The 23,625-nt window shown below is 71.8% G+C and carries 19 protein-coding genes; 3 read left to right on the top strand and 16 right to left on the bottom strand.

What is annotated here, in order from left to right; all coding sequences use genetic code 11:
- Positions 1-19: 19 nt before the first annotated feature.
- The 6 genes from D7Y21_RS06240 to D7Y21_RS06215 are packed head-to-tail and all read right to left on the bottom strand — an operon-like array spanning position 20 to position 8,819.
- Positions 20-1,924, bottom strand: coding sequence for an IucA/IucC family siderophore biosynthesis protein (locus tag D7Y21_RS06240; RefSeq protein WP_199735371.1), 1,905 nt, complete (start codon positions 1,922-1,924; stop codon positions 20-22).
- Complete coding sequence (locus D7Y21_RS06235; protein ID WP_121711893.1) at positions 1,921-3,504, bottom strand: MFS transporter; 1,584 nt, start codon at positions 3,502-3,504, stop codon at positions 1,921-1,923. Before D7Y21_RS06235 ends, D7Y21_RS06240 begins: the two co-directional genes overlap by 4 nt.
- Positions 3,501-4,931 (bottom strand): lysine N(6)-hydroxylase/L-ornithine N(5)-oxygenase family protein, encoded by a 1,431-nt coding sequence (locus tag D7Y21_RS06230; RefSeq protein WP_121711891.1) that lies wholly within the window; start codon positions 4,929-4,931, stop codon positions 3,501-3,503. The genes D7Y21_RS06235 and D7Y21_RS06230 overlap by 4 nt, the downstream gene beginning before the upstream one ends.
- The gene (locus D7Y21_RS06225) at positions 4,928-5,515 is read right to left on the bottom strand and encodes a GNAT family N-acetyltransferase (RefSeq protein ID WP_120567335.1); all 588 of its coding nucleotides are present in this window, start codon (positions 5,513-5,515) and stop codon (positions 4,928-4,930) included. Before D7Y21_RS06225 ends, D7Y21_RS06230 begins: the two co-directional genes overlap by 4 nt.
- A complete protein-coding gene (locus tag D7Y21_RS06220; protein ID WP_120567336.1) occupies positions 5,512-7,296 on the bottom strand; it encodes an IucA/IucC family siderophore biosynthesis protein in 1,785 nt (594 codons plus the stop codon). Before D7Y21_RS06220 ends, D7Y21_RS06225 begins: the two co-directional genes overlap by 4 nt.
- A complete protein-coding gene (locus D7Y21_RS06215; RefSeq protein ID WP_121711889.1) occupies positions 7,293-8,819 on the bottom strand; it encodes an aspartate aminotransferase family protein in 1,527 nt (508 codons plus the stop codon). Before D7Y21_RS06215 ends, D7Y21_RS06220 begins: the two co-directional genes overlap by 4 nt.
- Positions 8,820-9,734: 915 nt before the next feature.
- Here D7Y21_RS06215 and D7Y21_RS06210 point away from each other — a divergent pair.
- Positions 9,735-11,324 (top strand): sigma 54-interacting transcriptional regulator, encoded by a 1,590-nt coding sequence (locus tag D7Y21_RS06210; protein ID WP_121711920.1) that lies wholly within the window; start codon positions 9,735-9,737, stop codon positions 11,322-11,324.
- A 7-nt stretch (positions 11,325-11,331) separates the two neighbouring features.
- Here D7Y21_RS06210 and D7Y21_RS06205 read toward each other — a convergent pair whose 3' ends face one another.
- The 8 genes from D7Y21_RS06205 to D7Y21_RS06170 form a co-directional block, all read right to left on the bottom strand.
- On the bottom strand, positions 11,332-11,925 hold the full coding sequence (locus tag D7Y21_RS06205) for a hypothetical protein (RefSeq protein ID WP_121711887.1): 594 nt from the start codon (positions 11,923-11,925) through the stop codon (positions 11,332-11,334).
- Between the two features lie 96 nt (positions 11,926-12,021).
- Positions 12,022-13,386 (bottom strand): hypothetical protein, encoded by a 1,365-nt coding sequence (locus D7Y21_RS06200; protein ID WP_121711885.1) that lies wholly within the window; start codon positions 13,384-13,386, stop codon positions 12,022-12,024.
- On the bottom strand, positions 13,383-14,309 hold the full coding sequence (locus tag D7Y21_RS06195) for a biotin-dependent carboxyltransferase family protein (protein WP_121711884.1): 927 nt from the start codon (positions 14,307-14,309) through the stop codon (positions 13,383-13,385). The genes D7Y21_RS06200 and D7Y21_RS06195 overlap by 4 nt, the downstream gene beginning before the upstream one ends.
- A 237-nt stretch (positions 14,310-14,546) precedes the next feature.
- The gene (locus D7Y21_RS06190) at positions 14,547-15,836 is read right to left on the bottom strand and encodes a LamB/YcsF family protein (RefSeq protein ID WP_121711882.1); all 1,290 of its coding nucleotides are present in this window, start codon (positions 15,834-15,836) and stop codon (positions 14,547-14,549) included.
- Positions 15,837-15,863: 27 nt separating this feature from the next.
- Complete coding sequence (locus D7Y21_RS06185) at positions 15,864-16,556, bottom strand: histidine phosphatase family protein (RefSeq protein ID WP_121711880.1); 693 nt, start codon at positions 16,554-16,556, stop codon at positions 15,864-15,866.
- A 1-nt stretch (position 16,557) separates the two neighbouring features.
- Positions 16,558-17,637: a phosphotransferase family protein gene (locus tag D7Y21_RS06180; RefSeq protein WP_121711878.1), complete on the bottom strand. Its 1,080-nt coding sequence runs from the start codon at positions 17,635-17,637 to the stop codon at positions 16,558-16,560.
- Positions 17,638-17,639: 2 nt separating this feature from the next.
- Positions 17,640-18,878 carry an acyl-CoA dehydrogenase family protein gene (locus D7Y21_RS06175; protein WP_121711877.1) on the bottom strand — a complete coding sequence of 413 codons (1,239 nt, stop codon included), beginning with the start codon at positions 18,876-18,878 and terminating at the stop codon, positions 17,640-17,642.
- Between the two features lie 87 nt (positions 18,879-18,965).
- Positions 18,966-19,688 carry a TetR/AcrR family transcriptional regulator gene (locus D7Y21_RS06170; RefSeq protein ID WP_233611999.1) on the bottom strand — a complete coding sequence of 241 codons (723 nt, stop codon included), beginning with the start codon at positions 19,686-19,688 and terminating at the stop codon, positions 18,966-18,968.
- A gap of 133 nt (positions 19,689-19,821) precedes the next feature.
- Here D7Y21_RS06170 and D7Y21_RS06165 point away from each other — a divergent pair, with 133 nt between their 5' ends.
- Both D7Y21_RS06165 and D7Y21_RS06160 read left to right on the top strand, forming a co-directional pair.
- Positions 19,822-20,472, top strand: coding sequence for a hypothetical protein (locus tag D7Y21_RS06165; protein ID WP_121711873.1), 651 nt, complete (start codon positions 19,822-19,824; stop codon positions 20,470-20,472).
- A 58-nt stretch (positions 20,473-20,530) separates the two neighbouring features.
- A complete protein-coding gene (locus D7Y21_RS06160) occupies positions 20,531-21,670 on the top strand; it encodes an aminotransferase class V-fold PLP-dependent enzyme (protein ID WP_121711871.1) in 1,140 nt (379 codons plus the stop codon).
- Between the two features lie 34 nt (positions 21,671-21,704).
- Here D7Y21_RS06160 and cysK read toward each other — a convergent pair whose 3' ends face one another.
- Positions 21,705-22,625, bottom strand: a complete 921-nt coding sequence (gene cysK / locus D7Y21_RS06155; RefSeq protein ID WP_120567348.1) for a cysteine synthase A — start codon at positions 22,623-22,625, stop codon at positions 21,705-21,707.
- A 45-nt stretch (positions 22,626-22,670) separates the two neighbouring features.
- Positions 22,671-23,516: a serine O-acetyltransferase EpsC gene (gene epsC, locus D7Y21_RS06150; protein WP_120567349.1), complete on the bottom strand. Its 846-nt coding sequence runs from the start codon at positions 23,514-23,516 to the stop codon at positions 22,671-22,673.
- Positions 23,517-23,625 lie beyond the last annotated feature (109 nt).

The following is a 23,625-nucleotide window of genomic DNA, read 5'->3' as shown; positions in this document are numbered from 1 at the left end:
CCCGCTCCCCCGCGCGGCGTCAGTCCTGTGCGAGCGGGTTGGGCAGCGTCCCGTTCGGGTACAGCGCGTGGCGCAGGGCCCGGTCGGTGTAGCGGGTGACGACGATGCGGTCCCGGTTGAGCGCGTAGCGCGGGATGCGCGGCACCAGCAGGTCGTACTCGGCGAAGCGCTCGCGCAGCTCCGGGTTCTTCTGGTGGAAGGCCAGGATGGTCCTGCGCACCTGGCGCCAGAAGGCCTGCTCCGGCACGCCCAGCTGCTCCTCGCACAGCGGCGCCAGGTAGCGGAAATGGCCCACGAAGATCTGATCCACCACGTGCTGGCGGATGACCGACGGGTGCTTGCGCGGCAGCACGTGGTCATGGCCGTCCGGCTCCGGGCCGCGCTCCGGCACGTCCGTGAAGGACACGCACACGTCGTCCACGAAGTCCTTCAGGTACAGCCGGCGGGGCACGTCGTCGCCGTCGAAGCCCAAGAGCGTGTTCTGCCCGTGCGGGTTGAAGGTGATGCCGTAGCGATACAGCACGTGCATGATGGGGATGAGCAGCGTGTCGAACAGCTGCTGCAGCCACGCTTCCGCGCCCAGGCCCGACGCGCGCACCAGCTCCGCGACGAACGCCGTGCCCTGGTTGTCCACGTGCAAGAGCGACGCGAAGGTGCGCACGCGCTCGGAGGCGTCCTGCCTCGCGGCGACGGGCTCGCGCCAGATGCAGCCCAGCGTCTCCAGGTGCTGGTAGGGCACCTCCGCCACCTTGGAGAGGTACGGGTGGCGCACCGTCACGGAGGCCACCTCGCCCAGGAACACCGTGCGGCAGGTGTCCGTGAGGAAGGGGTCGCTGTCCAGAAGGCACTTGAGCCACTGCGTGACGACGGGCGCGCCCAGCGTGCAGTGCGGGGGGATGCCGCGCCACACCAGCGTGTTGAGGATGCGCAGCGGCAGCTTCACGTCATAGCGGCCCGGCGTGGTGATGTTGGCCATGGTGCGGATGGACTGGCCGGGCAGGTACTCGTCCGGGCTCTCGCCCAGGGGCACGATGCGCCGCTGCGCCACGTCCGCCGCGTGCAGCACCTGCACCGCGTGCTCCCACTGCCACGGGTGCACGGGCATCCACACGAAGGCGTCCGGCTTGAGGTCCAGCGAGGTGAGGACGCGGGTGAAGCGGGCGCGCGTCGCCGCGTCCAGCTCGCGCTCCAGGATGGCCTGCTCGGACAGCTCCGACGTGCCGCGGAACTCCGCCAGCCCCCGGTGCACCGCCACCCACCGCAGCCGCACCGGTTGGCGCGCCTCCGGGGCGTAGCGGCGCACGTCGGACGCGGAGAAGCCCACGCGGCCCTTGTTCGCCACCAGCCAGTTGTGCCCCGTCATGTGGCACTCCAGCTCGGTGTGGCCCAGCCCGCGCATCTGGGCGGCGGTGTGGCCGCCGTGCGTGAGGCGGGCCGCGTCCACCGCCAGCGTGGAGGACAGCTCGTTGAAGTAGGTGGCCAGCGTGGACGCGTCGGTGTTCAGCGTGGACGCGGCGTCCGCGAGGAACTGGAGCGCGTCCCAGGCGGGCTCCGCGATGCTGTTGCCCAGCATGCCGGTGGCGCTGCGGGTGATGGACGCGGGGTCCACCTTCATCCAGCCGAAGGCGCCCGGCCGTGCGCGGAACTGGTAGGACGTGCCGCTGCCCAGGTCCACGCGGTAGCGGCCCTCGCCGCCGTCCTCGATGGGCTTGAGCATCTCCTCGAAGCTCCATTCGCCCAGGGCCTTGGCCAGCAGCCGCCGGCTGGCCTCGCGCCAGTCGGCGGGGCTCACGTCGGACAGGGCGGGCACCGGGTGTTCACCGGTCCCGGTGGACGCGCCGGGGACCGCCGCGTTGGAGGCCGCCGCTAGGTGCGCGGGGGCGACGGGGGACTCGAGGTTCGTGGTTTCGTTACGGGGGTTCACGGGGACTCCTTCAAGGAAAGGGAGGGGGCTCCGACGGCCGGGCGCGAGGCCCGGGGCGCGGAGCGGGAGAGGACGGCAAGGGCGATGACGGCGCCGCCCAGGCACACCGCGGCGGCGGACAGGCACACGGCCAGGTACGCGGCGCCGAAGGCCGAGGTGGCCAGCGGCAACAGGGACGACTCCACGGCGCTGAACTGCCCGGTCTCCACCGCCGTGCGCGTGTGCCGGGCCACGTCGGCCGGCAGCGACGCCTGGGACAGCGCCGCGCCGAGCCGCGACGAGAACACGGCGCCGAAGACGGCCACCCCCGTGGCGGTGCCCAGGGGGTAGCAGGCGTTGGTCAGTCCAGAGGCCATGCCCGCGCGCTCCGGGGGCACCACGCTCACCGCCACGCCCATCAGCGGCGGGAAGAGGACGGCGCCACCGGTGCCCATCAGGATGAGCCCCAGGAAGTTCACCCACGGCGAGGCCTGGGCGGCTCCCAGCGCCAGGAAGGCCAGCCCCGCGCCCTGGAAGACGAAGCCGCTGGCCACCAGCGTGGACGCCTTGAAGCGCGCCTGGATGCGCGCCATGAACATGCCCACGACGAGCAGGCTGCCCGTCAGCGGCAGCAGCCGCAGGCCCACCACCAGGGGCGAACCGTCCGCCGCGCGCTGCAACCACAGCGTGGTGAAGACGAGCACGCCCAGGCTGGACATGCGCGCCAGGAACCCGAGCACCGCCGCGCCCGACAGCTCCGGGATGCGCAGCAGCTCCAGGTCCAGCATGGCGCCGGGGCGGCGCTGGCTGGCGATGAGCGCCACCAGGAACACCCCGCCCGCGCACGCCGGCACCCACACGTGCGCGGAGCCCCAGCCGGCGTCCGGCCCCATCATCAGGGGGTAGTGCAGGGACAGCAGCACGCCGATGGCGAGCAGCGCCCCCAGCAGGTCCAGGCTGCGGTGGGTGTCCTTCGGCGTGAGCGCGGGCATCCGGGTCAGCGCGCCCGCCACCACCCAGAGGCCGATGGGGACGTTGACCAGGAAGATCCACCGCCAGCCCACCAGCTCCACCAGCACGCCGCCCACCACGGGCCCGAGCGCGCCCGCGGCGGAGGCGATGGCCGCGTACGTGGCGATGGCGCGCTGACGCTCCGCGCCCTCGTACACGGCGGCGAGCAGCGCCAGCGCGGGCGCGAACATCATGGAGCCGCCCAGGCCCTGGGCGACGCGGGCGGCCACCAGCGTGCCCGCGTCGGGGGCCAGGCCGCACAGCACGGAGGCGACGGTGAACAGGGCGGTGCCTGCGACGAAGACGCTCCGCCGGCCCACGCGGTCGGACAGCGCGCCCGCGGTGAGCAGCAGCGCGCCGAACGCGAGCGAATACGCGGACACCGTCCACTGCACCTGGTTCAGCCCGGCCTTCAAGTCCGCGGCGATGGCCGCCAGCGCGACGTTGACCACCGTCACGTCCAGCGTCATCACCACGCCCCCCGCGCTCACCAGCGCGAACGTCCACCGCGCGGCGCGGCGGGCCTCCGCGCTGGCGCGCGCGGCCGACTCCGTCTCCGGGGCCAGGGCTTGCTGCGAGCGCGTGCTCATGAAGCCTCCGACAGGCGCGGGCCGACCGGCCGGGGCGGCTCGCCCAGCACCACCGGGTGCGCGTGCGGCACCTGGGGCCTGTCCACGGAGTGGGCCTCGTCTCCGGAGCGCTCCGGGACGCCGAATCTGGAGAAGGCCGTGCGCCGCGGCAGCCGGAAGATTTCGCGCCCCAGCAGGGTGTTGAGGATGGTGGCGTTGCGGAACGCGGAGATGCCCAGGTCCGGCGCGGCCACGCCGTGGCTGTGCAGGTCGGCGTGGGTGACGAAGACGCGGCCCTGGATTTCGGGAGCGAGCTCCACGGAGTAGTCCAGGCGGACGCGGTAGCGGCCCTGGTCGTCCCAGCGCAGCTGCCGCTCCATGGGCTCGAGGAACCCGGGCGAGCGCTGCTTGTAGCCGGTGGCCGCGACGACCAGCGCCGTCGTGTGCTCGAACGTCTCGCCGGTGTCCAGGTGCCGGCACTGGAGCACCACGTCCCCGGCGGGGCTCACGGACGCGTCCTCCACCGCCACGCTGGAGCGCAGCTCCACCGGAGCCAGGCCCTGCTCCAGCTCCCGCCGGTACAGCACGTCGTGCAGCTGCTCCAGGGTCTCCGTGGAGATGCCCTTGTAGTGCCGCCACTGCTCGGCGACGAGCCGGTCCTTGGTGGGCTGGGGCAGCGCGTGGAAGTACCGGACGTAGGCCGGCGTGGTCATCTCCAGCGTCAGCTTGGTGTAGTCCAGCGGCGCGAAGGACACCGTGCGCGTGAGCCAGCTCACCGCGGCGCCGCCCGCCAGGTTGCGCTGGAGCAGGTGCAGGGCCACCTCCGCGCCGGACTGCCCGGAGCCCACCACCGTCACCCGGCGCGCGGCCTCCACGTCCCGCTGACGGTGCAGGTAGTGGCCGGTATGCACCACGCGGCCCTCCGGCAGCGACGCCAGCGCGCGGGGCAGTGCCGGCTCCGTGCCGATGCCGATGACGACGTCGCGCGCCAGCATCGTCACGCGCTCGCCCTCCCCGCGCCGCACGTGCAGCACGAAGCGCTGGCGCCCGGCGTCCCAGTCCATGGACTCCACGCGGTGCGAGAAGCGCACGGACGGCAGCTTCGTCACGGCCCAGCGCAGGTAGTCCTCGTATTCGCGCCGCGTCGGGTGGAAGCGCTCGCGGATGTAGAACGGGTAGAGCCGGTCCTTCTCACCCAGGTACGCGAGGAACGACAGCGGGTGCGTGGGGTCGATGAGGCTGACCAGGTCCGCCAGGAAGCTGAGCTGGAGCAGGGCCTCGTCGAACATCAGTCCCGGGTGCCAGTGCAGGCCCGGCTGGGCCTCCAGCACCACCAGGTCCAGGCCCTCCACGCGCGAGGCGAGCGCCGCCAGGCCCAGGTTGAAGGGGCCACAGCCAATGGCCACCACGTCGTGTTCGGAAGCGGTTTCAGCGGTCAGGGGATTCATGGAAGGTCTTTCTCGGAGCGGGGGTAGACGAACAACGTCGCCGCCTTGTCCGGCAGGGAGATGGCGCCAACGGCCCGGAAGCCGGCGGCGGAGAAGGCGCGCAGCGAGGGCGCGTTGCGTGAGTCCGGTTCGGCCACCACCCGGGTGCAGGCGGGGTCCGCGGCGAGCAGCCCCTCCGCCACCGCGTGCAACAGCGAGCGGCCCAGGCCGCGCCCGGTGCCGCCCAATTCGCCAATGGCCACGTGGACCCCCAGGTCGTGGGGCCGCTGCGCGTAGTGCCCGGCCAGCCGGTCGCGCACCACGCGGTAGATTTCCAGGTACGCGAGCGGAACGCCGTCCCGTTCGAGCATGCACGGCAGCGAATGCGTTCCCGCCAGCTGCCGCTCCAGCTCCGCGCGCCAGCGGTCCTCCGGCCAGGCCTGCTTCCAGAACTCGGCCACGTGCGGCGCGTGCATCCACCGCACCAGGCGCTCCAGGTCCTCGGAGACGCTCGCGGGCCTGAGCAGCCACGGGGCGGGGAGCTGGGGCAGCGGGGGCGCGGGCACGTCCGCGTCCGGCGTCAGGGCCTGTGCGAGCGCGCTCATCGCCGGGCCTCGCGCAGGGGGTTGGGCGCGTCGAGGTAGACGGACTGCGCGTCCAGCGGCGCGAGCACCTCGTCGATACCGTGCAGCCGGGTGAGCAGGTTGCTCTTGGTGGGGAGGATGTCCGCCTCCAGCCACCGGCGCGCCAGCCGGTCCCCCGTGGGGCCCGCGGCGGCCAGCGACGGCAGGGCCTCACGCAGCCGGCCCGCCATCACCCCGAGCAGCCGGCGCTCGTCGCCCAGCCCTTCGGAGCCCAGGCAGCCCACGACCGCGAGGGCCTGGTTGCGCAGGAGGTAGTAGGAGAGCCGCTCGTCGACGAGGGCGTCGTCCACCACGGCCAGCGTGGAGGCCTCCACGCCCAGCAGCCCGAGCAGCCGGGGCAGGTGGGACGAGGCCAGGTAGTAGCCCTGGTTGTCGCGGAACGCGGAGCCCACGACGTGGCCCCGGGCATCCAACTGGACCAGCGTGTTCTGCTGGTGCGCCTCCAGTCCGATGCCGGTGGACGCGTACAGGTGCAGCATGGGGACCAGCACGTGGTCCGTGTAGTCGGCCACCCACGCTTCCGCGGCGCCCGGGCCCAGCGCGGCCACCAGCGTGCCCAGCATGCTGCGCCCCAGGCCCGGGCGCGGCGCCACCAGGCCCACGAGGCAGCGCAGGTCCGCGACGCGCGACGGCACCTCGCGCACCGCCACGTCCAGGCCCGTCACCTCCGGCCCTCCGGGCCGCGACGGCTCGTCCACCGCCAGCCAGGACGGGTCCTTCACGATGGAGAAGGACGGGTGCGCGGCGGTGGTGGCGCTCGCGTAGCCCGCGTCCAGCAGCCGGTGGATCTCCAGGCCGCGGCGCAGCTCCGTGCGGGTGGACTCCCGGCGGGAGTTGGTCAGCCGCAGGCCCAGCGACAGCTTCAGCATCACCGGCATGTCCGGGCGGTAGACGGTGCGCACGCTCGACGTGGCCCACCAGCGCGGCCCCAGCTCGCCCAGCGGCGTCAGCAGGCCCGCTTCAATGAGCGCCGCGATGCGCGGCCGGCGGAGCACGTCCCGGGCCTGCCACGGGTGGGCGGGCACCAGCACGCGGCCGTCGTTCCGGGGCCGCTCCGCCAGGTCCGCCATCAGCGCCACCATGTCCCGCCCCGACAGCGACGGCGCGCCCGCCACCGCGTCGTGGGACACCACGGATGGATCCGCGGCGAACCAGTGCAGCCGGAACGAGCCCCGGAGCTCCGGGGAGAAGTCCGCGCTGTCCGTGGAGGACAGCCCGTCCCGGCTCTTGGGGGCCGGGTGGTGCAGGTGGCCCAGCAGCAGCGCCTGCTCCGCGTCCAGGAAGCCGTCCACTCCGGCCGGCGGCTGGGGCCGGGCGCGGCGGTGGCCCACGAAGTCCGTCACCCGGCGCACGGACTCGGCCGTGCGCTCCACCAGGTCCGCGACCTGGCCCGCGGGGACGCCACCCCGGCGGGCGGCGCCACCGCGCAGCGCGGCCTCGTGCGCCACCAGCGCCACGGCGAGCACGGGGTCCGCCCGTGTCGCGCCGCCCGGTCCTTCCAGGGACACCGGCCCGAAGCGGTGCCAGCCGCTCGGGGAGCAGTGGGTCACCTCGGTGGTGAGCGCGAGCCCCGACCCGGGCAGGGACACGCGCAGCGGCCCCGGGTGCACGGGGGTATGGGTCTCCAGGAGCCAGCAGCGCAGCAGCGCCTCCAGGTGGGCGTGCTCCGCGGACAGGCGCGCGTCCGCGTGCTCCAGCGGATCCACGGCGGGGGAGGGCGTCAGGGCAAGGGCGGTGCTCATGCGGCCCCCTTCTGGAAGCGCGGCGACAGGGCGCGGCCGGCTTCGAGGACGGTGTGCACGAGGGCGTCGATGTCCTCGGGCGTGGTGGTGGGGTTGAGGAGGGTGAACTTCAGGCAGACACGCTCCGGTGAGCCCGGCCCGTCCAGGCGGACGGCGGTGCGGCCGATGAGCGCGGCCCCGGTCTCCAGGAGGCGGCGGCGCAGGGCGCCGTTGATTTCGTCCTCGCGGGAAGGGGCTTCGGGGACGCGGTAGCGGAAGACGACGGTGGTCAGCTCGGCGGGGGCCACCAGCTCCAGCTCCGGCTCCGCCAGGATGCGCTGCTCGGCGTGGCGGGCCAGGTCGTGGCAGGTGTCCACCATGTCGCCCAGGCCCCGGCGCCCGTGCGCCAGCAGCGTGGCGGCGACCTTCACCGCGTCCGGCCGGCGCGTCGTCTGGAGGCTGCGGCCCAGCAGGCCGTCATAGCCCGCCTCCGAGTCGTCCTCCGGGTTGAGGTAGGCGACCTGCCGGTCCAGCGCGGCGAAGGCGCTGGCGTCGGAGACCAGCAGCACGCTGGTGGCGGCGGGCTGCCAGCCCAGCTTGTGCAGGTCCAGGGTGATGGAGTCCGCCCGCGAGACGCCGTCCAGCCGGCCCTTGAGCCGCTCGGAGAACAGCGCGCCGAAGCCGTAGGCCGCGTCCACGTGCAGCCAGACGCCGTGCTCGGCGGCGATGTCCGCGATGGCATGCAGCGGATCCACGCTGCCGAAGTCCGTGGTGCCCGCCGTGGCCACGATGGCCAGCGGGGTGTGCTCCGGCGGCAGCTCCCGGAGGAGGGCCGCCAGCGCGTCCGGGCGGATGCACCGGCGCGAGTCCGTGGGCACCGGCCGCACGGCGTTCTCGCCCAGCCCCAGGGCCGCGCAGGCCCGGTGCACGGAGAAGTGCGCCAGCTCCGAGCACAGCACCACCGGGCCCGGGAGCGCGGCCACGCCCTGCCGGCGCGTGTCGATGCCCCGGCGCAGCGCCGCCGCGTCCCGGGCCAGCATCAGGCCCATCAGGTTGGACATGGAGCCGCCCGGGGTGAGCACCCCGTCCGCCCGAGCCGAGAGCCCGGCCAGCTCCAGGAGGCCCTGGATCAGCCAGCGCTCGATGGCGATGGCGGAGGGCCCGGAGTCATAGGTGTCCAGCGACGCGTTGCTCGCGCTGGCCAGCGCGTCGGCGGCCACCGCGACCGCCAGCGGGGGCGGTTGCAGGTGCGCCACCGCGTGCGGGTGCGACAGGTGCAGCCCGTACTCCACCAGCACCCGCCCCAGCCGGGACAGGGCCGCCTCCACGCCCATGCCTTCCTCGGGAATGCCGTCCCCGCCCAGCGCCGCCCGGGCGGCGGCGAGCACGTCCTCCGGAGTCCCGGCGCGCAAGGGGCCCGAGGGCCACCGCGCGACGGCCAGCGCGCTGCCCACTGCGCCCGTCAGGGCCGCCGTCACCGCGGCCAGGCCCTCTCGGGACCCCGCCAGCACCGACGACGGGCGCCGCGGCCAGCGAGGAGGCATGTCTGCTCCTCGCGTTCCCTGCTCAGTCTCTGTCTGCATGGTTTTACTGTCTCCAGTCTTGGTTTGGATGATGCGTATTGCCGCCAGCGCATGGACATGCGCCGGGTGGGGGAGGGGCTGGAATCACGTCTTGGAAAAGCCGCGGCACACCGCGGTCGTGGTCTGGCTCGCCATGGCCAGACATGGATGTCTGGATACACTCCGGCCATGCGGGGCGGACGGTGTCGCCACGGTGGGGATGAATCAGCGGAGCGCTGCTGGTGTATGGGGATGGGTTCCTGGCGCGCGCAAAACCGCGTCAGCCCACCCGGTCTGGGAGGAGGATGAGAGTCTTTGGGTTGTCACCGCACGTGCCGACCCGTCACGGGAGACGAGGGGCACCCTGGAGCAGCGTTGGCTTTGGAGCAGACAGGCAACGGCATCCGCCCGCTGTCTGGAGGCGGAGCCTCCGGACGCGCCGCGCACGGATGTGTCGCGATTTCATTCGCTTGTGAATTTGATGATGATTCTCAAATTCATGTTCTGGATGGGGCTGGAGTATCCGGATGCTTCAATGCTTGTCAACAAGATGTTTTCTGGGATTTGTCTTCTTACGCCGATACCTGGATGTTGCGTATGGGATGGGCTGCGCGGGCTCCGGGGTGGCTTTCACACGCACCGTGAGCCGGCTGGGATGACAGGCATGTCTGTATCGAGATGTTGTGTTTGAAGATGCTCCACCCACGGGGTGACGCCGACCCGGAGCGAAATGGGCGCAAGGCGGGTACACGGGCAGCCGAGGGGGCACACGGCCTGTGTCCCGGCCGCCGGCCTGGCCAACGGGGCTGTAGCGCCGGTGAGCAACGAAATCCCGGTGCCGGACGCACTGCAATTTCGGTGGTCCGCTATTATCGCCAGTCCATGTCGGATGAACTGATGGGGCGTCAGCCAGGAGTCGCGCAGGACGCTCGGGAACTGGTCGAGCTGGCCGCCACCGAAGAAGGGGTGGGCGAACTGCTGCGTCGTGGGCTGGACTGGCTCACGCGCGTGGTGCCCTTCGACCTGGCCACGCTGTTCCTCCTCAAGGAGGGACGGCTGGAGGCGGTGGCGGCGCGCGGCCCGCTCGCGAACCAGGCGGTGCGCAAGCATTCCCTGCAGCTGGCGGACTTTCCGTCCCTGAAGCAGGCGCTGGAGACGCGGCGCGCGCGGGCCTTCACGGAGGAGGACCACTCGCACGGGGACGGCGACCCGTTCGACGGGGTGCTGGACCTGCCCGCGGGGCACTCATGCATGGTGGTGCCGCTGTGCGCGGGGGAGCGCTGCTACGGCGTGCTGACGCTGGACCGCGTGCAGTGTGAGACGTACGCGCAGCCGGTGGTGGACCTGGTGGAGGTCTACGGCCAGATGCTGGCCACGGCACTCCAGGGCGCGGAGCAGCGCGCGACGGCGGAGCGGCTGCACCGCCAGGACCACGAGCACGCGAAGCTGTTGGAGTCGCAGCTGGGCGGGGACTCCGAAGGCATCCTGGAGACGTCCTTGAGTCCGGTGATGCGCGACCTGTCCCGCCGCGCGCGGCAGGTGGCGGAGACGGACACGCCGGTGCTGATTACCGGAGAGACGGGCACGGGCAAGGAGCGGCTGGCGCGGGCCATCCACCGCTGGAGCGCGCGGGCGGATCAGCCCTTCGTGTCGCTCAACTGCGCGGCCATTCCCGCGGGCCTGCTGGAGAGCGAGCTGTTCGGCCACGTGAAGGGGGCCTTCACCGGCGCGAACCGCGACCGGGCGGGCCGCTTCCAGATGGCGCACGGAGGCACGCTGCTGCTGGATGAGATTGGCGAGCTGCCGGTGGAGCTGCAGGCGAAGCTGTTGCGCGCGCTCCAGGAGAAGGCGTTCGAGCCGGTGGGCAGCGACAAGACGGTGCGGGCGGACGTGCGCATCCTCGCGGCGACGCACGTGGACCTGCACCAGGCCATCGCGCAGAAGCGCTTCCGCGAGGACCTCTTCTACCGTCTGAGCGTCTTCCCCTTGAGGCTGCCGCCCCTGCGCGAGCGGCGCGAGGACCTGCCGCAGCTCACCGTGTTCCTCCTGGAGGAGCAGGCGAAGCGCACGGGCCGGCGGGGCATGCGGGTGTCGGCGTCAGGGCTGACGCGGCTGGCGTCCTACGACTGGCCGGGCAACCTGCGCGAGCTGGCGAACGCGCTGGAGCGCGCCACCATCCTCACGCGCGGGCAGGAGCTGACGGCGCAGTCCTTTGACCTGCCGACTGGTGAGCGCGCGCGGGAGGTGTCGGGCCCGGTGACGGTGGAGGAGACCCCGGCGCCGCTGCCCGCGGGGGCGAAGGTGCCCACGCTGGCGGCGGTGCAGCGTGAGCACATCCTGCGGGTGCTCACGCTCACCCGGGGCCGCGTCTACGGTGAAGGCGGCGCGGCGGCGCTCTTGGGGCTCAAGCCGTCCACGCTGCAGAGCCGGATGAAGAAGCTGGGCATCGAGCGGCTGGAGGGCTTCACCGCCGCCGAGGACGCGTGATGCGAGGTCAGTGCCAGCGGCTGTCCTCGCGGGCCTCACGGCGGTCCTCGCGCGTCTCCTGACGGTTCTGCGCCGTCTCGGTGCGGGCGAGCTGGACCAGGTCGGCGATGAGCATGCGCTTGCGCGAGAGGCTGCCGCTGTCCATCCGGCCGTAGAGGTTGTTGAGCTCCTGGGAGATGGAGCGAGTCTGCCGCAGGGCGCGGGACTCCTGGCGGGCGTCGCGCACGTCATCGCGGTGGTCCTGGCGGGCGTCGCGGCGGTTGTCGTCGTAGCGCGCCTCGCGGGCGCTGGAGCGTGCCTCCTGCTTGTCCTGGGCCAGCTCGCGGCGGGTCTCGTTCAGCTCCGACGCCACGTAGCGGCGCACGTCCTCTTCCACCTGGAGCAGGTCGCGGCGCGCCGCGCGGCCACGGGCGGAGTCGTACCGGGAGAGCAGCGACTCCACCTGCCGCAGGTCGTAATGGTCATCCCGGGTCTCGCGCGCGTCCTGCCTCAGCTCCTGGCGGTCACGGGTCTGCTCGCCGTGGTTGTTGCCGCGGGGACCGCCTGCGTGAGCCAGGGCCGGGAGGGACAGCGCCATCGTTGCCAGCAGCCACTTCGACATGGGGGGCTCCATCAAGTGCGTCGGATGCCCTGATGGACGCAGCGGGCCGCCGCGAATTCACGGCGGCGGACATTCCCCCATGGGTGGGCGCGGGGCCTACGACACCGCGGGTGCGACCGGGCGCGGCTTGGAGGGCGCCACGGGATAGTGGGCTTCCTTGCCGAAGGGCTGGTCGAAGAGGTGCGGATCCGACTGGCGCGAGCGGAAGAGGTCCACGATGTAGTTCATCCGCTGGTCCAGCTTGCTCCAGTCCTTCGCGGCGGTGCCGGTGAGGCTGTCGGGCGTCTTGTCCAGGCGGCCCAGCAGCTCCTTCAGCTTCGGGTCCTCGATGGTGCGCAGGTGCGGCGGGAAGAGCGTGGACTCCATGCCGGCGGGGGGCGGCAGATCATTGCCCAGCTTCAGCGCGCCGCCGGGCACCGCGAGCTTCATCATGTGCTCGGTGGCGATGCCCCGGAACACGCCGGCCAGCTTGTCCACCAGCGGGTTGACGACGAGGTCCACCGCGCCCGTCTTGATGGCGGCCTTGGCGGCGAGGTTGGCGGGGAAGGGCAGGGCGTTGGCGCCCGCCTCGATGCTCTTCTTGAGGATGTTGGCGAAGACCTCCTTCACCGGGGCGTTGAGCGCCTTCTCCACGAAGGACTGGAGCTGGGTCTGCTCGTGCAGGCCCACGGTGTCGTTGGCCCGGAGCATCAGCTCGGCCTTCTTGTTCGGGTCCTTCTCGAACATGGCCTGCGCGTAGGTGCCGAAGGCCTCCTTGAGCAGCGGCTTGTCCGAGGGGAAGCCGGCCAGGTACTGCTGGAGCTTCGCGGGGTCCAGCTGGGTGTCACCCTGGAAGGTCTCCACGAAGCGGGCGAACTCGTGGCCCACCTCGCGGAAGACGAACTGGTTGCCGTCGCCAATGGCCTTGCTGACGGTGTTGAGCGCGTCCGCGCCGGCCTTGGCGATGTCGCCGGTGGGCATGGCGGGCAGGCCCAGCTTGCGCAGCAGGTCGTCCACCTTGGACATGGCCTCGCCCATGGCGCCGCCGCCCTTGAGGACGTCCACGAAGGCCTTGGGCATGTCCTCCTGGCGGATGCTCACGCCGGCCTGCTTCGAGGCCCAGGTGGCGAAGGTGGACCAGTTGGCGTTCTCCTTGCCCAGGAGCGTGCCCATGGCGTCGGACAGGTCGTGGTAGCCCTGGGTGATGGCCAGGTTGCGCGCGACGGGGTCCTGCATCGCGGCGATGTTCGCCACGTCCGCGGCGGTGGGGTAGCTGCCCGGCGTGGGGCGCGGGCCGCCCTGCTGGGGGGCCGCGGCGGGGGTGGACAGGGCCACCGGGGCCTTCTTGGCCTTGGACGACTCGAAGAGGGACGCGCCCTGGTTGGCGCCGGGCTTCACCTCGTTGCGGGGGCGCGGCGGGAGGGCCGGCTCCGGCGGGCGGGGCGTGGTGGTGGGGCGCGGGCCAATCTTCGGAGGAGTCATGCCTCCAGTATCGGCCGGGCCGGGTCCGAAGTTGCCCTGGTGGGCCGGGCGGGGTGGGTCCTCCAGGCGTCGCGAGCGACCTCCAGGGTCACGGCCTGGAAGCGCACCGGGGCGCCCGGACGGCGGGCCCCCAGGCGGCCCCAGTCCGCGCGGATGACCGCGGCGATGAGGGGGTAGCCCCCGGTGGTGGGGTGGTCCGGGCCCATCACGATGGGCGTGCCGGAGAGGGTGACCTGGATGGCGCCGCGCACCATGGGACGGCAGGTGCCCCCGCCCTCGTCTCCATGCTGCACGGGAGGTCCGTCCATCCGCTGGCCCACGCGGTCGCTGGAGGGCGACACGGTGAAGGTGCTGCCCAGGAGGAGCGCCATGGCCGCGTCGCTGAATCGGGAGGCATCCGGGCCCAGGAGCACGCGCAGCGGGGCGGCGGGGTCCAGGGCTTCCGTGAGACGTGTCAGGTCGGCTGCGGAAGGAGTGGCAAGCGGCGTGGCGGAAGGTCCCAGCGGGAGCCGGTCGCCGGTGCGCAGGGGACGGCCTTCCCAGCCGCCCATGCGGGCCACCCACAGCGTGCCCTGGCCTCCGAGGACTTCAGGCACGGCGAGCGCGCCGTCCACGGCCACGTAGCGCACGGCATGCCGGGTGGGCGCGGGCACGGTGAGCGTGGCGCCGTCCGCGAGGACGCTGGGGGCTTCGCCATCCACGGACACGCGCACGTCGCGGCCCTGGGCGCGCAGCTCCAGCCGGCCGAAGGCCTCCAGCGCCGCGGCGCCAGGAGCGTTGCCCACCGCGCGGTTCGCCGCGACGAGCAGCTCCGGCACCCACGCGCCGCCGGGCGGCACGCCGTGATGCATGACGCCGGGCCGTCCACCGTCCTGCACGGTAGCGGGGGCGCCCAGGCCGACGATCTCGATACAGGCGCTCATGCTTCTTCACTCCGCGCGGTCATGCCAAGGCCCTGTCCCTGTGGATGAGAAGGCGAGAGGCGTTGATGGCTCCCTGGCGGCGGCACACCGCACGAACCTGTCCGACAGTCGGACAAGTTTCGAAGCCCGCGCCTCCGCCTCGGCACCTGCCGTGGATGAGGAGGCCCCTTTCCAGCCGGGCAGCGGAAACCTGTCCGACAGTCGGACAGGTTGGAGGCCGGGTCGGGCGGACCGCCGTCATGTCTCCACCCGCTCGAAGCGCACGCGGGCTCCCAGTTGGAGCTCCGTGCCGCGCTTGGGGTCGAAGGCGGTGAAGTCCAGCGCGGTGCCCACCAGGTTCCAGCCTCCTGGCGACGCGAACGGATACACGCCCGTGCGCGTCCCGGCGATGCCCACCGCGAGCGCTGGCACCCGCGTGCGCGGCACCGGCAGCCGGGGACACGCGATGCTCGGATCCACGTCCCCCAGGTACGCGAAGCCCGGCAGGAAGCCCACGCAGCGCACCCTGTACTCGCGTGCCGTGTGCCGCCGCACCACTTCCTCCACCGACAGGCCCGCGTGCCCGGCCACCTTCGCCAGGTCCTCGCCGTCGTAGCGCACGCGGATGCGGATGAGCGGATGCTCCACGTGCGTGACCGGTGCCACGCGCAGCCGCGTCAGCACGAGCGCCGGGGACTCGGGCGGTGTCTCCGGGTCGAAGTACACGCAGGCGTGGGACTCGGTAATGACCGCGTCGCGCACGCCCGGCAGCGCGGACAGGGCTTCGCGCGCCAGGCCCCGGTCCACCGACTCCGGCAGCACAAGCCGCAGCGCGCTGTCCCCCAGTGGCTCCGGCGGCTGCTCCAGCGCGTCCAGCATCGCGCGCACCTCGCGGGCCAGCACCACCGCGCCCGGCGTGTCGCCGTGCACGCAAAGCGTGTCCACCGTGCCTCCCGTGGCCAGCCGCACCGTGTTCTCGCGCGCCTGCCCCACGTCCGTCAGCACCGCGCCGGGCTGGCCGCGCGGAATCAATGAACCGTCCGGCAACGTGCCCCGGTCCGCGAAGCCCTCGCGCGCATACCCGAGCCCCGCCGCCCGCGCCGCGTCCCTCAGCGCGCCGGTGCCGGGCCCCACGATCGTGACGTCCGTGCCCAGCGCCTCCACCACGCCGTCCACCACCGCGCGCGCCAGCTCCGGGGACTTGTTGGCCGCGTGGTACAGCGCTCCATGGGGCTTCGCATGCCGCACCGGCACGCCGCGCTCGCGGGCCAGCGTGGCCAGCTGTCCGCACTGTTCCGCCACCTGCGCTCGCAGCACCTCTGGCGCCACGTCCAGCGCCTTGCGCCCGAAGTTCTCCCGGTCCGCGTAGGACGGATGCGCGCCCGCCAGCGTGCCGTGGCGTTCGCACAGCTCCAGCGCCCGCCGCATGGACGCCGCATCCCCCGCGTGGCCTCCGCAGGCGATGTTCGCCAGGTGCGCGAGCGCGTAGAGCTGTTTGTCCTCCCCGGGCAGCTCCCCCAGGTCGATGTTGAGCAGGCACCGCGTCATGGGCTCACGCTACGCGAGCCCCCCACCTCAGCGGTAGGTGATGAGCGCGCGGTGTTCGCCCTCGAAGTGTCCGTGCTCGTTGAGGGTGGACAGATACCGGCCCCGCTCGCTGTAGATGACCTTCGTGACTCCACAGTTCGCCAGCGTCCAGTTCGTCCGGAACGCGTGCTCGTCCGGGATGCCCAGCAGGTCCTGGCTGATGGCCGTGATGGGGCCGCCGGAAGTGAACACCAGCGCCGTCCTGGAGGGCCCCAGCGAAGCCACGAGCGCCGCCAGCGCCTCCAGGCATCGCGCCTTGAACGCGCTCCAGGACTCTTTGTACTCGCTGTCGTGCCCGCCCGCGACCCAGCGCCCCACGGCCTGGGCGAACAGGTCCTGGTACGCGCGGCGAGGGTCCTTCATCGCGGCCAGCTCTTCACGCAGCACGGCGAAGTCCGCGTAGCGCGGCGTGTGCCGGTGCACGACCTCCTCGTGGTCGAACTCGTTGAACCCTACCGTCCTCACGGGCTCCACCTGCTGGCCCAGCGCCTGGAGGCACGCGTCCGCCGTCTCCCGGTGGCGCAGCATGGTGCCTGTCACCACTACGTCCACCTTCGGCAGCCGCGTGCGCAGCGCTCCGCCCAGGACGCGCGCCTGCTGCACGCCCACGTCCGACAGCTTGTCGTAGTCCTTCGCGCCGAAGGACGCCTGTCCGTGACGGATGAAGTAGAGCGCGCCCATCTCAGCCCCCCGCCTTCTTGATGAGCTGCCGGCAGCGGTAGGCCAGGTAGTTGACGATGAGCCAGTAGTTCTTGAACGCCGGGTTGCGCGTCTGCTTGTGGTGGTAGCGGTAGTAGATCTGCTGCGCGATGACCGCGAGCCGGAACACGCCGTAGACCTCGTAGAAGGTCCAGTTGGCGGGCTTCAGGCCGGTGCGCTCCAGGTAGTACGCCACCACCTCCTCGCGCGTGAGCATGCCGGGCAGGTCCGTGGGCTGCCTTCGTGTCATGCGCAGGAAGGCGTCGTCATCCGCCTGGACCCAGTAGGCCAGCGTGTTGCCCAGGTCCATCAGCGGGTCGCCCAGCGTGGCCATCTCCCAGTCCAGCACCCCGATGACCTGCGTGGGGTCCTCCGGCTTGAGCACCACGTTGTCGAAGCGCCAGTCGTTGTGGATGACGCACGTCTTGATGTCCGGTGGGACGTGCGCGGCCAGCCACTCGCGCGTGCGCTCCATCCGGGGCACGTTCCAGGTGAGCGCCTTCTCGTAGCGGTCGGACCAGCCGGAGATCTGCCGCTGCGGATAGCCCGGCCCCTTGCCCAGCGACTGGAGCCCCACCGCCTGCGCGTCCACGCCGTGCAGCGCGATGAGCTGATCCACCACGTTGAGGCACAGCTGGCGCGTGCGGGCCTTGTCCAGGTCCAGCCCCTTGGGCAGGTGCTTGCGCGGGATGAGGCCGGGGATGCGCTCCATCACGTAGAACTCCGCGCCCAGCACGGCCGGGTCCTGGCACAGACCCACCATGGTGGGCACCACCGGATACACGGGCTTGAGCGCCTGCTGCACCGTGTACTCGCGCGACATGTCGTGCGCGGACTTCGCCTTGGTGCCCGAGGGCGGCCTGCGCAGGATGAGGTCGCGGTTCTCGTACTTGAGCCGGTAGGTCCAGTTGGAGGCGCCGCCCGTGTACTGCGTCACCTCCGGCGTGCCCTGGAGCGAGGGCACCTGGGCCTTCAGCCACGCGTCCACCGCGGGCACGTCCAGCGCCTCGCCGGAGCGCACGGCCTTGCCCTCGTCCAGGAGGATGGAGACCGGAGCCGTCATGTTCAACCTCCCTTGCTGAAGCCGCGCTTCGCGAGCTCGATGCGGGTGATGACGCCCTTGTGCACTTCGTCCGGGCCGTCCGCGATGCGCAGGCTGCGTGCCTGGGCGAAGAAGCCCGCCAGCGGCGTGTCGCGCGACACACCCGCGCCGCCGTGCACCTGGATGGCGTCGTCCACCACCTTCTGGAGCACGTTGGGCGCCACGACCTTGATGGCCGAAATCTCCGTCATCGCGCCCAGCGCGCCCACGTCGTCCAGCTTCCACGCCGCGTACAGCGTGAGCAGGCGCGCCTGATCGATGGCGATGCGCGCCTCCGCCACGCGCTCGCGGTTGCCGCCCAGGTTGATGAGCGGCTTGCCGAACGCGGTGCGGCCCATGCCCCGGTCGATCATCAGCTCCAGCGCCCGCTCCGCCGCGCCGATGCAGCGCATGCAGTGGTGGATGCGGCCCGGGCCCAGACGGCCCTGCGCGATTTCAAAGCCCATGCCCGGCCCGGAGATGAGCGCGGACACCGGCAGCCGCACATTCTTGAAGTGCACCTCGCCGTGGCCGTGCGGGGCGTCATGGTCGCCGTACACGGGCAGCATGCGGATGATCTCCACACCCGGCGCGTCCATGGGCACCAGGACCATGGAGTGCTGATGGTGGCGGTCCGCGCCCGCCTGCGACGTGCGGCCCATGAAGATGGCCACCTTCGCGTTGGGGTGGCCCAGGCCACTGGACCACCACTTCTTGCCGTTGAGGACCACGTGGTCGCCGTCCACTTCGGCGGTGGCCTGCATGTTGGTGGCGTCCGACGACGCCGCGTCCGGCTCCGTCATGCAGAACACCGAGCGGATGTCGCCCGCGAGCAGCGGCTTCAACCACTGCTCCTGCTGCTCCGGGGAGCCGTAGCGCCAGAGCACCTCCATGTTGCCGGTGTCCGGGGCGCTGCAGTTGAAGACCTCGGGGGCCATGAAGCTGCGGCCCATCTGCTCCGCGAGCGGCGCGTACTCCAGCGTGCTCAGGCCCGCGCCCAGCTTCGCGTCCGGGAGGAAGAGGTTCCACAGCCCTTCCGCCTTCGCGCGGGCCTTGAGCTCCACCATCACCGGCGGCACCTTCCACTGGCGCCAATCTCCGCCGGCCTCCATCGCGTGCAGGGCCTGGAGGTACTCGGCCTCCACCGGCTCGATGTGGTCAGCCATGAAGCGCTTCACGCGCTCCAGGTATTCGGTCGTCCTGGCGGAAGGCTGGAAGTCCATGCGGGGCATCCTGCGCCCCGCCGGGTTGGCGATGCCACTGAATGTTGAATGTCTGTTCTGGGGCTGGCGCTGGCCTGGCCGCTGCCTTCAGCGGCGGCGCGGGCCCGGCGCCTTGCGCGGCGTACGGAGTGAGCGCGTCCCACGCCGGCCCTGGGCCTTCGGCTTGCGCGCGGGCGCGCGGGGCGGGGCGGGCTGCTCGATGCTCGCGAGCATGATCCGCCGCAGCAGCGCGTACACGGGCAGCGGGTCGAAGCTCTTGTCCAGCTGGTGGTGCAGCGCGAGCCCGTCCACGCACGCCTTGATGATGACCGCGTAGTGCAGGTCCTCGGCGGTGGGCGCCGAGTCGTAGCCCGTGCGCACGTGCGCCACGGTGCGGGCGATCTCCTCGTCGCCCTGGCCCAGGAGCTGCGCGACGGCGGGCGTCAGCTCCCGGTTGCGCAGGCCCAGCGCGAACAGCTCGTAACGCAACCGGCACGTGCCCGGCGCGTCCGTGGCCAGCTTCTCGCCCCAGGCGAAGGCCGTCTGCGCCAGCTCCTCCGCCGGGGTCTGCGCGCGCAGCCGCTCCAGCTCCGACAGGTACTGCCGGCTCGCCTCCTGGGTGACGGCCAGCAGCAGCGCGTCCTTGCTGCCGAAGTAGTAGTGCACCAGGCCCTGGTTCACCCCGGCCTCGCGCGCCACCTCCTTCACCGTGGCGGCGTCGTAGCCGCGCTCCCCCAACACACGCTGTCCGGCGGCGATGAGGCGCGCCCGGGCGTCAGGCTCCGGAGCAGTGGGGGGAGGCGGCGTCTTGCCACGGCGGGGGGATGGCATCCCAGACCCATAGGGCACCGCCTCCCACCCCCGCAAGGCCGGCGACCGCTCGTCGGCTTGACATCCCGCGTTGCCAGTCTTAGTTAGTCGTGTGACTAAGTTAGTCGTCCGGCTAAATCGAAGGAGACGGGCCATGCGAGTCGAGTCCAGGCGGTCGATGCAGTGGGTGAAGGCGGTGGCGGTGGGTGCGGCGTTGGTGTCGGTGCCGGCGATGGCCCAGGACATGGCGTCCTCGTCCACGGGGCAGGAGCAGCAGCGGCGTGGCGCGTTCCTGCTGGAGCTGCAGCCGCCCGCGCTGGACGGCTCGCTGTACGGCATCCGGGCGGAGGTCGCGCCGTCGAGGGACTCGCGGCTGGCGTTCGGCCTGCTGGGGCGCGCGGGCGGGTGGAACCGGTCGCTGGGCGCGAAGGCGCGCTTCACCCATGTGGGCGGCGCCGACGTGAAGCTCAACTTCGGCGTGGGCGTGGACAGCCGCTACACGCTGGCCTTCCTGGCGGACGGCACGGTGCGCCCGTTCGTGGGGATGACGCTGGGCCTGGAGGAGTTCGTCGCGCGCCCGGACGGCGCGGCGATGCCGGACCGCAAGGACTACACGACGACGGCCTTCCTGGAGCCGACGCTGGGCGTGATGTGGCGGCCGGGCTCCGGGCGCGTGGGCCTGTCGGCTCGGGCGGGCCCGGGCTTCACCTTCACGGATGTGCGAGAGCTCCAGGTGGGCAACAGCAACCTGGGCCTGCGCACGGTGTACCCCACGGCGTCGCTGGGCCTGCTGGTCGTCCTGTAGTCGACGGGGCTTACGGAGCGTGTCGTGGGCGGTGGAGGGGTGGCTACACTCGCCACCCATGAGTGCCCCGTTCGAGTCCTACCGCGCCGAGTTCCCCGTCCTGAAGGAACAGCTCTACCTCAACCACGCCGGGGTCGCGCCCACCAGCACGCGTGCCGCCGCCGCGGTGAAGGCCTGGATGGACGACGTGGTGAATCACGGCGTCCTCCATGAGCGCGGCTGGGAGGCCCAGAGCGAGAAGGTGCGAGGACTCGCCGCGCGCATCATCGGTGCCGCTCCGGAGGAAATCGCCTTCGTTCGCAACACCAGCCACGGCCTGGGGCTGGTGGCCGAAGGGCTGGACTGGCAACCCGGAGACGAGGTCGCCGTTGCCACGAGCCTCGAGTATCCCTCCAACGTCTACCCTTGGCTGCACCTCAAGGGCCGGGGCGTGGAGGTCCGGGAGATTCCCACGCCGAATGGCGGCGTGACGCCGGAGGCGGTGGCGTCCGTGCTCACTCCGCGCACGCGGCTGGTTGCGGTGTCGTCGGTGCAGTTCGCGACCGGCCACCGCACGGACCTGGATGCGCTGGGCGCATTGTGTGAGCGCTCGGGCGTGCTCTTGTGCGTGGACGGCATCCAGAGCGTGGGCTGCATCCCGGTGGACGTGAAGAAGAGCCGCGTGCACTTCCTCAGCGCGGACAGCCACAAGTGGATGCTGGGCATCTCCGGCATCGGCTTCCTGTACGTGGCGAAGGACGTGCTGCCGCGCGTGCGCCCCGCGCTGGTGGGCTGGCGCAGCACCACCGACGCGTGGAACTTCAACCGCTCGCACTTCGAATTGCGCCCGGACGCGGCGAAGTTCGAGGAGGGCAGCGCCGCGTACCCCGGCATCTACGCGATGGGCGCCGCCTTGGAATTGCTGCTGGAGGTGGGGACGGACGCCATCGGCGCGCGCATTGGCGAGCTGCTGGCCCGACTGGACACAGGCCTGCGCGGCCTGGGCTGCGACGTGGGCCCCGAACCGAAGGACCGCGCGGGCATCCTCACCTTCCTGCCGCCTGGCGCGGACGTCCGGGCGCTCAGCGCGTATCTGGCGGAGAAGACGGTGTCCCACTCCGTCCGGCGCGGGCGCATCCGCCTGTCGCCGCACTTCTACAACACGAACGAGGAGATGGACCGGCTGGTGGAGCTGGTGCGCGCGTACCGGCCCGGGTGAGGCGTCCCACCCGGACCGGGGTACACGATGACGGCTACTGCGCCGGGAAGAGGTTCTCCACGGAGAGGTAGCGCTCGCCGGTGTCGTAGCAGAAGGCGAGCACGCGGCTGCCGTCCGGCATCTCCGCCAGCTTCTGGTTCACCGCGGACAGCGCGGCGCCGGAGGACACGCCCACGAAGATGCCCTCCTCGCGCGCGGCGCGGCGGGTGAACTCGTAGGCGTCCTTCTCATCCACCTGGATGGTGCCGTCGAGGATGTCCGTGTGCAGGTTCTTCGGGATGAAGCCCGCGCCGAGGCCCTGGATGGGGTGCGGGCCCGGCTGGCCGCCGCTGATGACGGGGGACTTCACCGGCTCCACCGCGAGCACCTTCAGCTTGGGCCACTTCGCCTTGAGCACCTCACCGCACGCGGTGATGTGGCCGCCGGTGCCCACGCCCGTGATGAGGTAGTCCAGCCCTTCGGGGAAGTCGTTGAGGATCTCCTGCGCGGTGGTGCGCTTGTGGACCTCGATGTTGGACTCGTTCTCGAACTGCTGCGGCATCCACGCGTTGGGCGTCTGCGAGACGAGCTCCTGGGCGCGGGCGATGGCGCCCTTCATGCCCTTGGCGCGCTCCGTCAGGTCGAACTGGGCGCCGTAGGCGGCCAGCACGCGGCGGCGCTCGATGCTCATGGACTCCGGCATCACCAGGATGAGCTTGTAGCCCTTCACCGCGGCGACCATGGCCAGGCCGATGCCGGTGTTGCCGCTCGTCGGCTCGATGATGACGCTGCCTTCCTTGAGGAGGCCCTTCTTCTCCGCGTCTTCAATCATCGCCAGGCCGATGCGGTCCTTGATGCTGCCGCCCGGGTTGGCGCGCTCCAGCTTCAGGTGCACCGTCACGCGCGACGGGTACAGCCGGTTGATGCGCACGTGCGGCGTGTTGCCAATGGTCTGCAGGATGTTGTCGACCTTCATGGCGTCTCCTGTGAATGGGGAACGGGCACTGCGTGGGGGAAAGACTCAAATCTGGTAGTCGAGGACGTCCAGGCCCTCTTCGCCGTGGCGCGCGCGCACCTCGCTGCGGCGGGTGACGACGGATTGGGCGGGCACGCTCTGCGTGAGCCACGCGTTGCCGGCGATGATGCTGCCCTTGCCCACCACGGTGCCGCCTCCGAGGATGGTGGCGTTCGCGTACACCACGACGTCGTCCTCGATGGTGGGGTGGCGCTTCTTGTCCGCCAGCGCCTTCTCCACCATCAGCGCGCCCAGCGTGACGCCCTGGTAGAGCTTCACGTTGTCGCCAATCACCGTCGTCTCGCCGACGACCAGGCCCGTGCCGTGGTCGATGACGAACTTGCGGCCGACGGTGGCGCCCGGGTGGATGTCCACGCCGGTGCGCTGGTGGGCGTACTCGGTGAGCAGGCGCGGCAGCAGGGGGAAGTTCAGCCGGTGCAGCGCGTTCGCCACGCGGTAGATGGCAATGGCGTAGAAGCCCGGATAGGTGAGGACGACTTCGTCCACGCTGCGCGCGGCGGGATCCGCTTCGAAGATGGCGCGCGCGTCCTGCTGGAGCCACTCGTAGAGGTCCGGCAGCTTCGCCATGAAGCGCGAGGACATGCCCGCGTCCGAGACGGGGTAGTGCGGCGCGAGCAGCGACTGGATGCGCTGGAGGCTCGCCTCCACCGCGGTGACGTCCCGGCGTACGGCGGCGGCGTTGCACTCCAGCCGCTCCGCGAAGTGGGGGAAGAGCAACCCCAGCACCTGCGCGACGAACTCCGGCGCCGCCTTTCGCACGTCCGGGGGGAAACAGTGGCGCTGCCGCGCCTCCAGCAGGGTGGCTACCAGTCGGGCGTTCGGATCGTCCATGGGGCGTTGCGTCAGAATAACGTGCCGTGACGGCGTTTTCTTTGTTTCCGGCGCTGGAAAGGCTGATGGCGGCGGGATTGGCCTTTTTCCGGCGTCCCGGGGTGTAACG

Source organism: Corallococcus sp. AB045 (assembly GCF_003668895.1).
In the GTDB taxonomy this organism is placed as follows: Bacteria; Myxococcota; Myxococcia; order Myxococcales; family Myxococcaceae; genus Corallococcus; species Corallococcus coralloides.
This window is presented reverse-complemented; position numbering and strand designations above follow the sequence as displayed.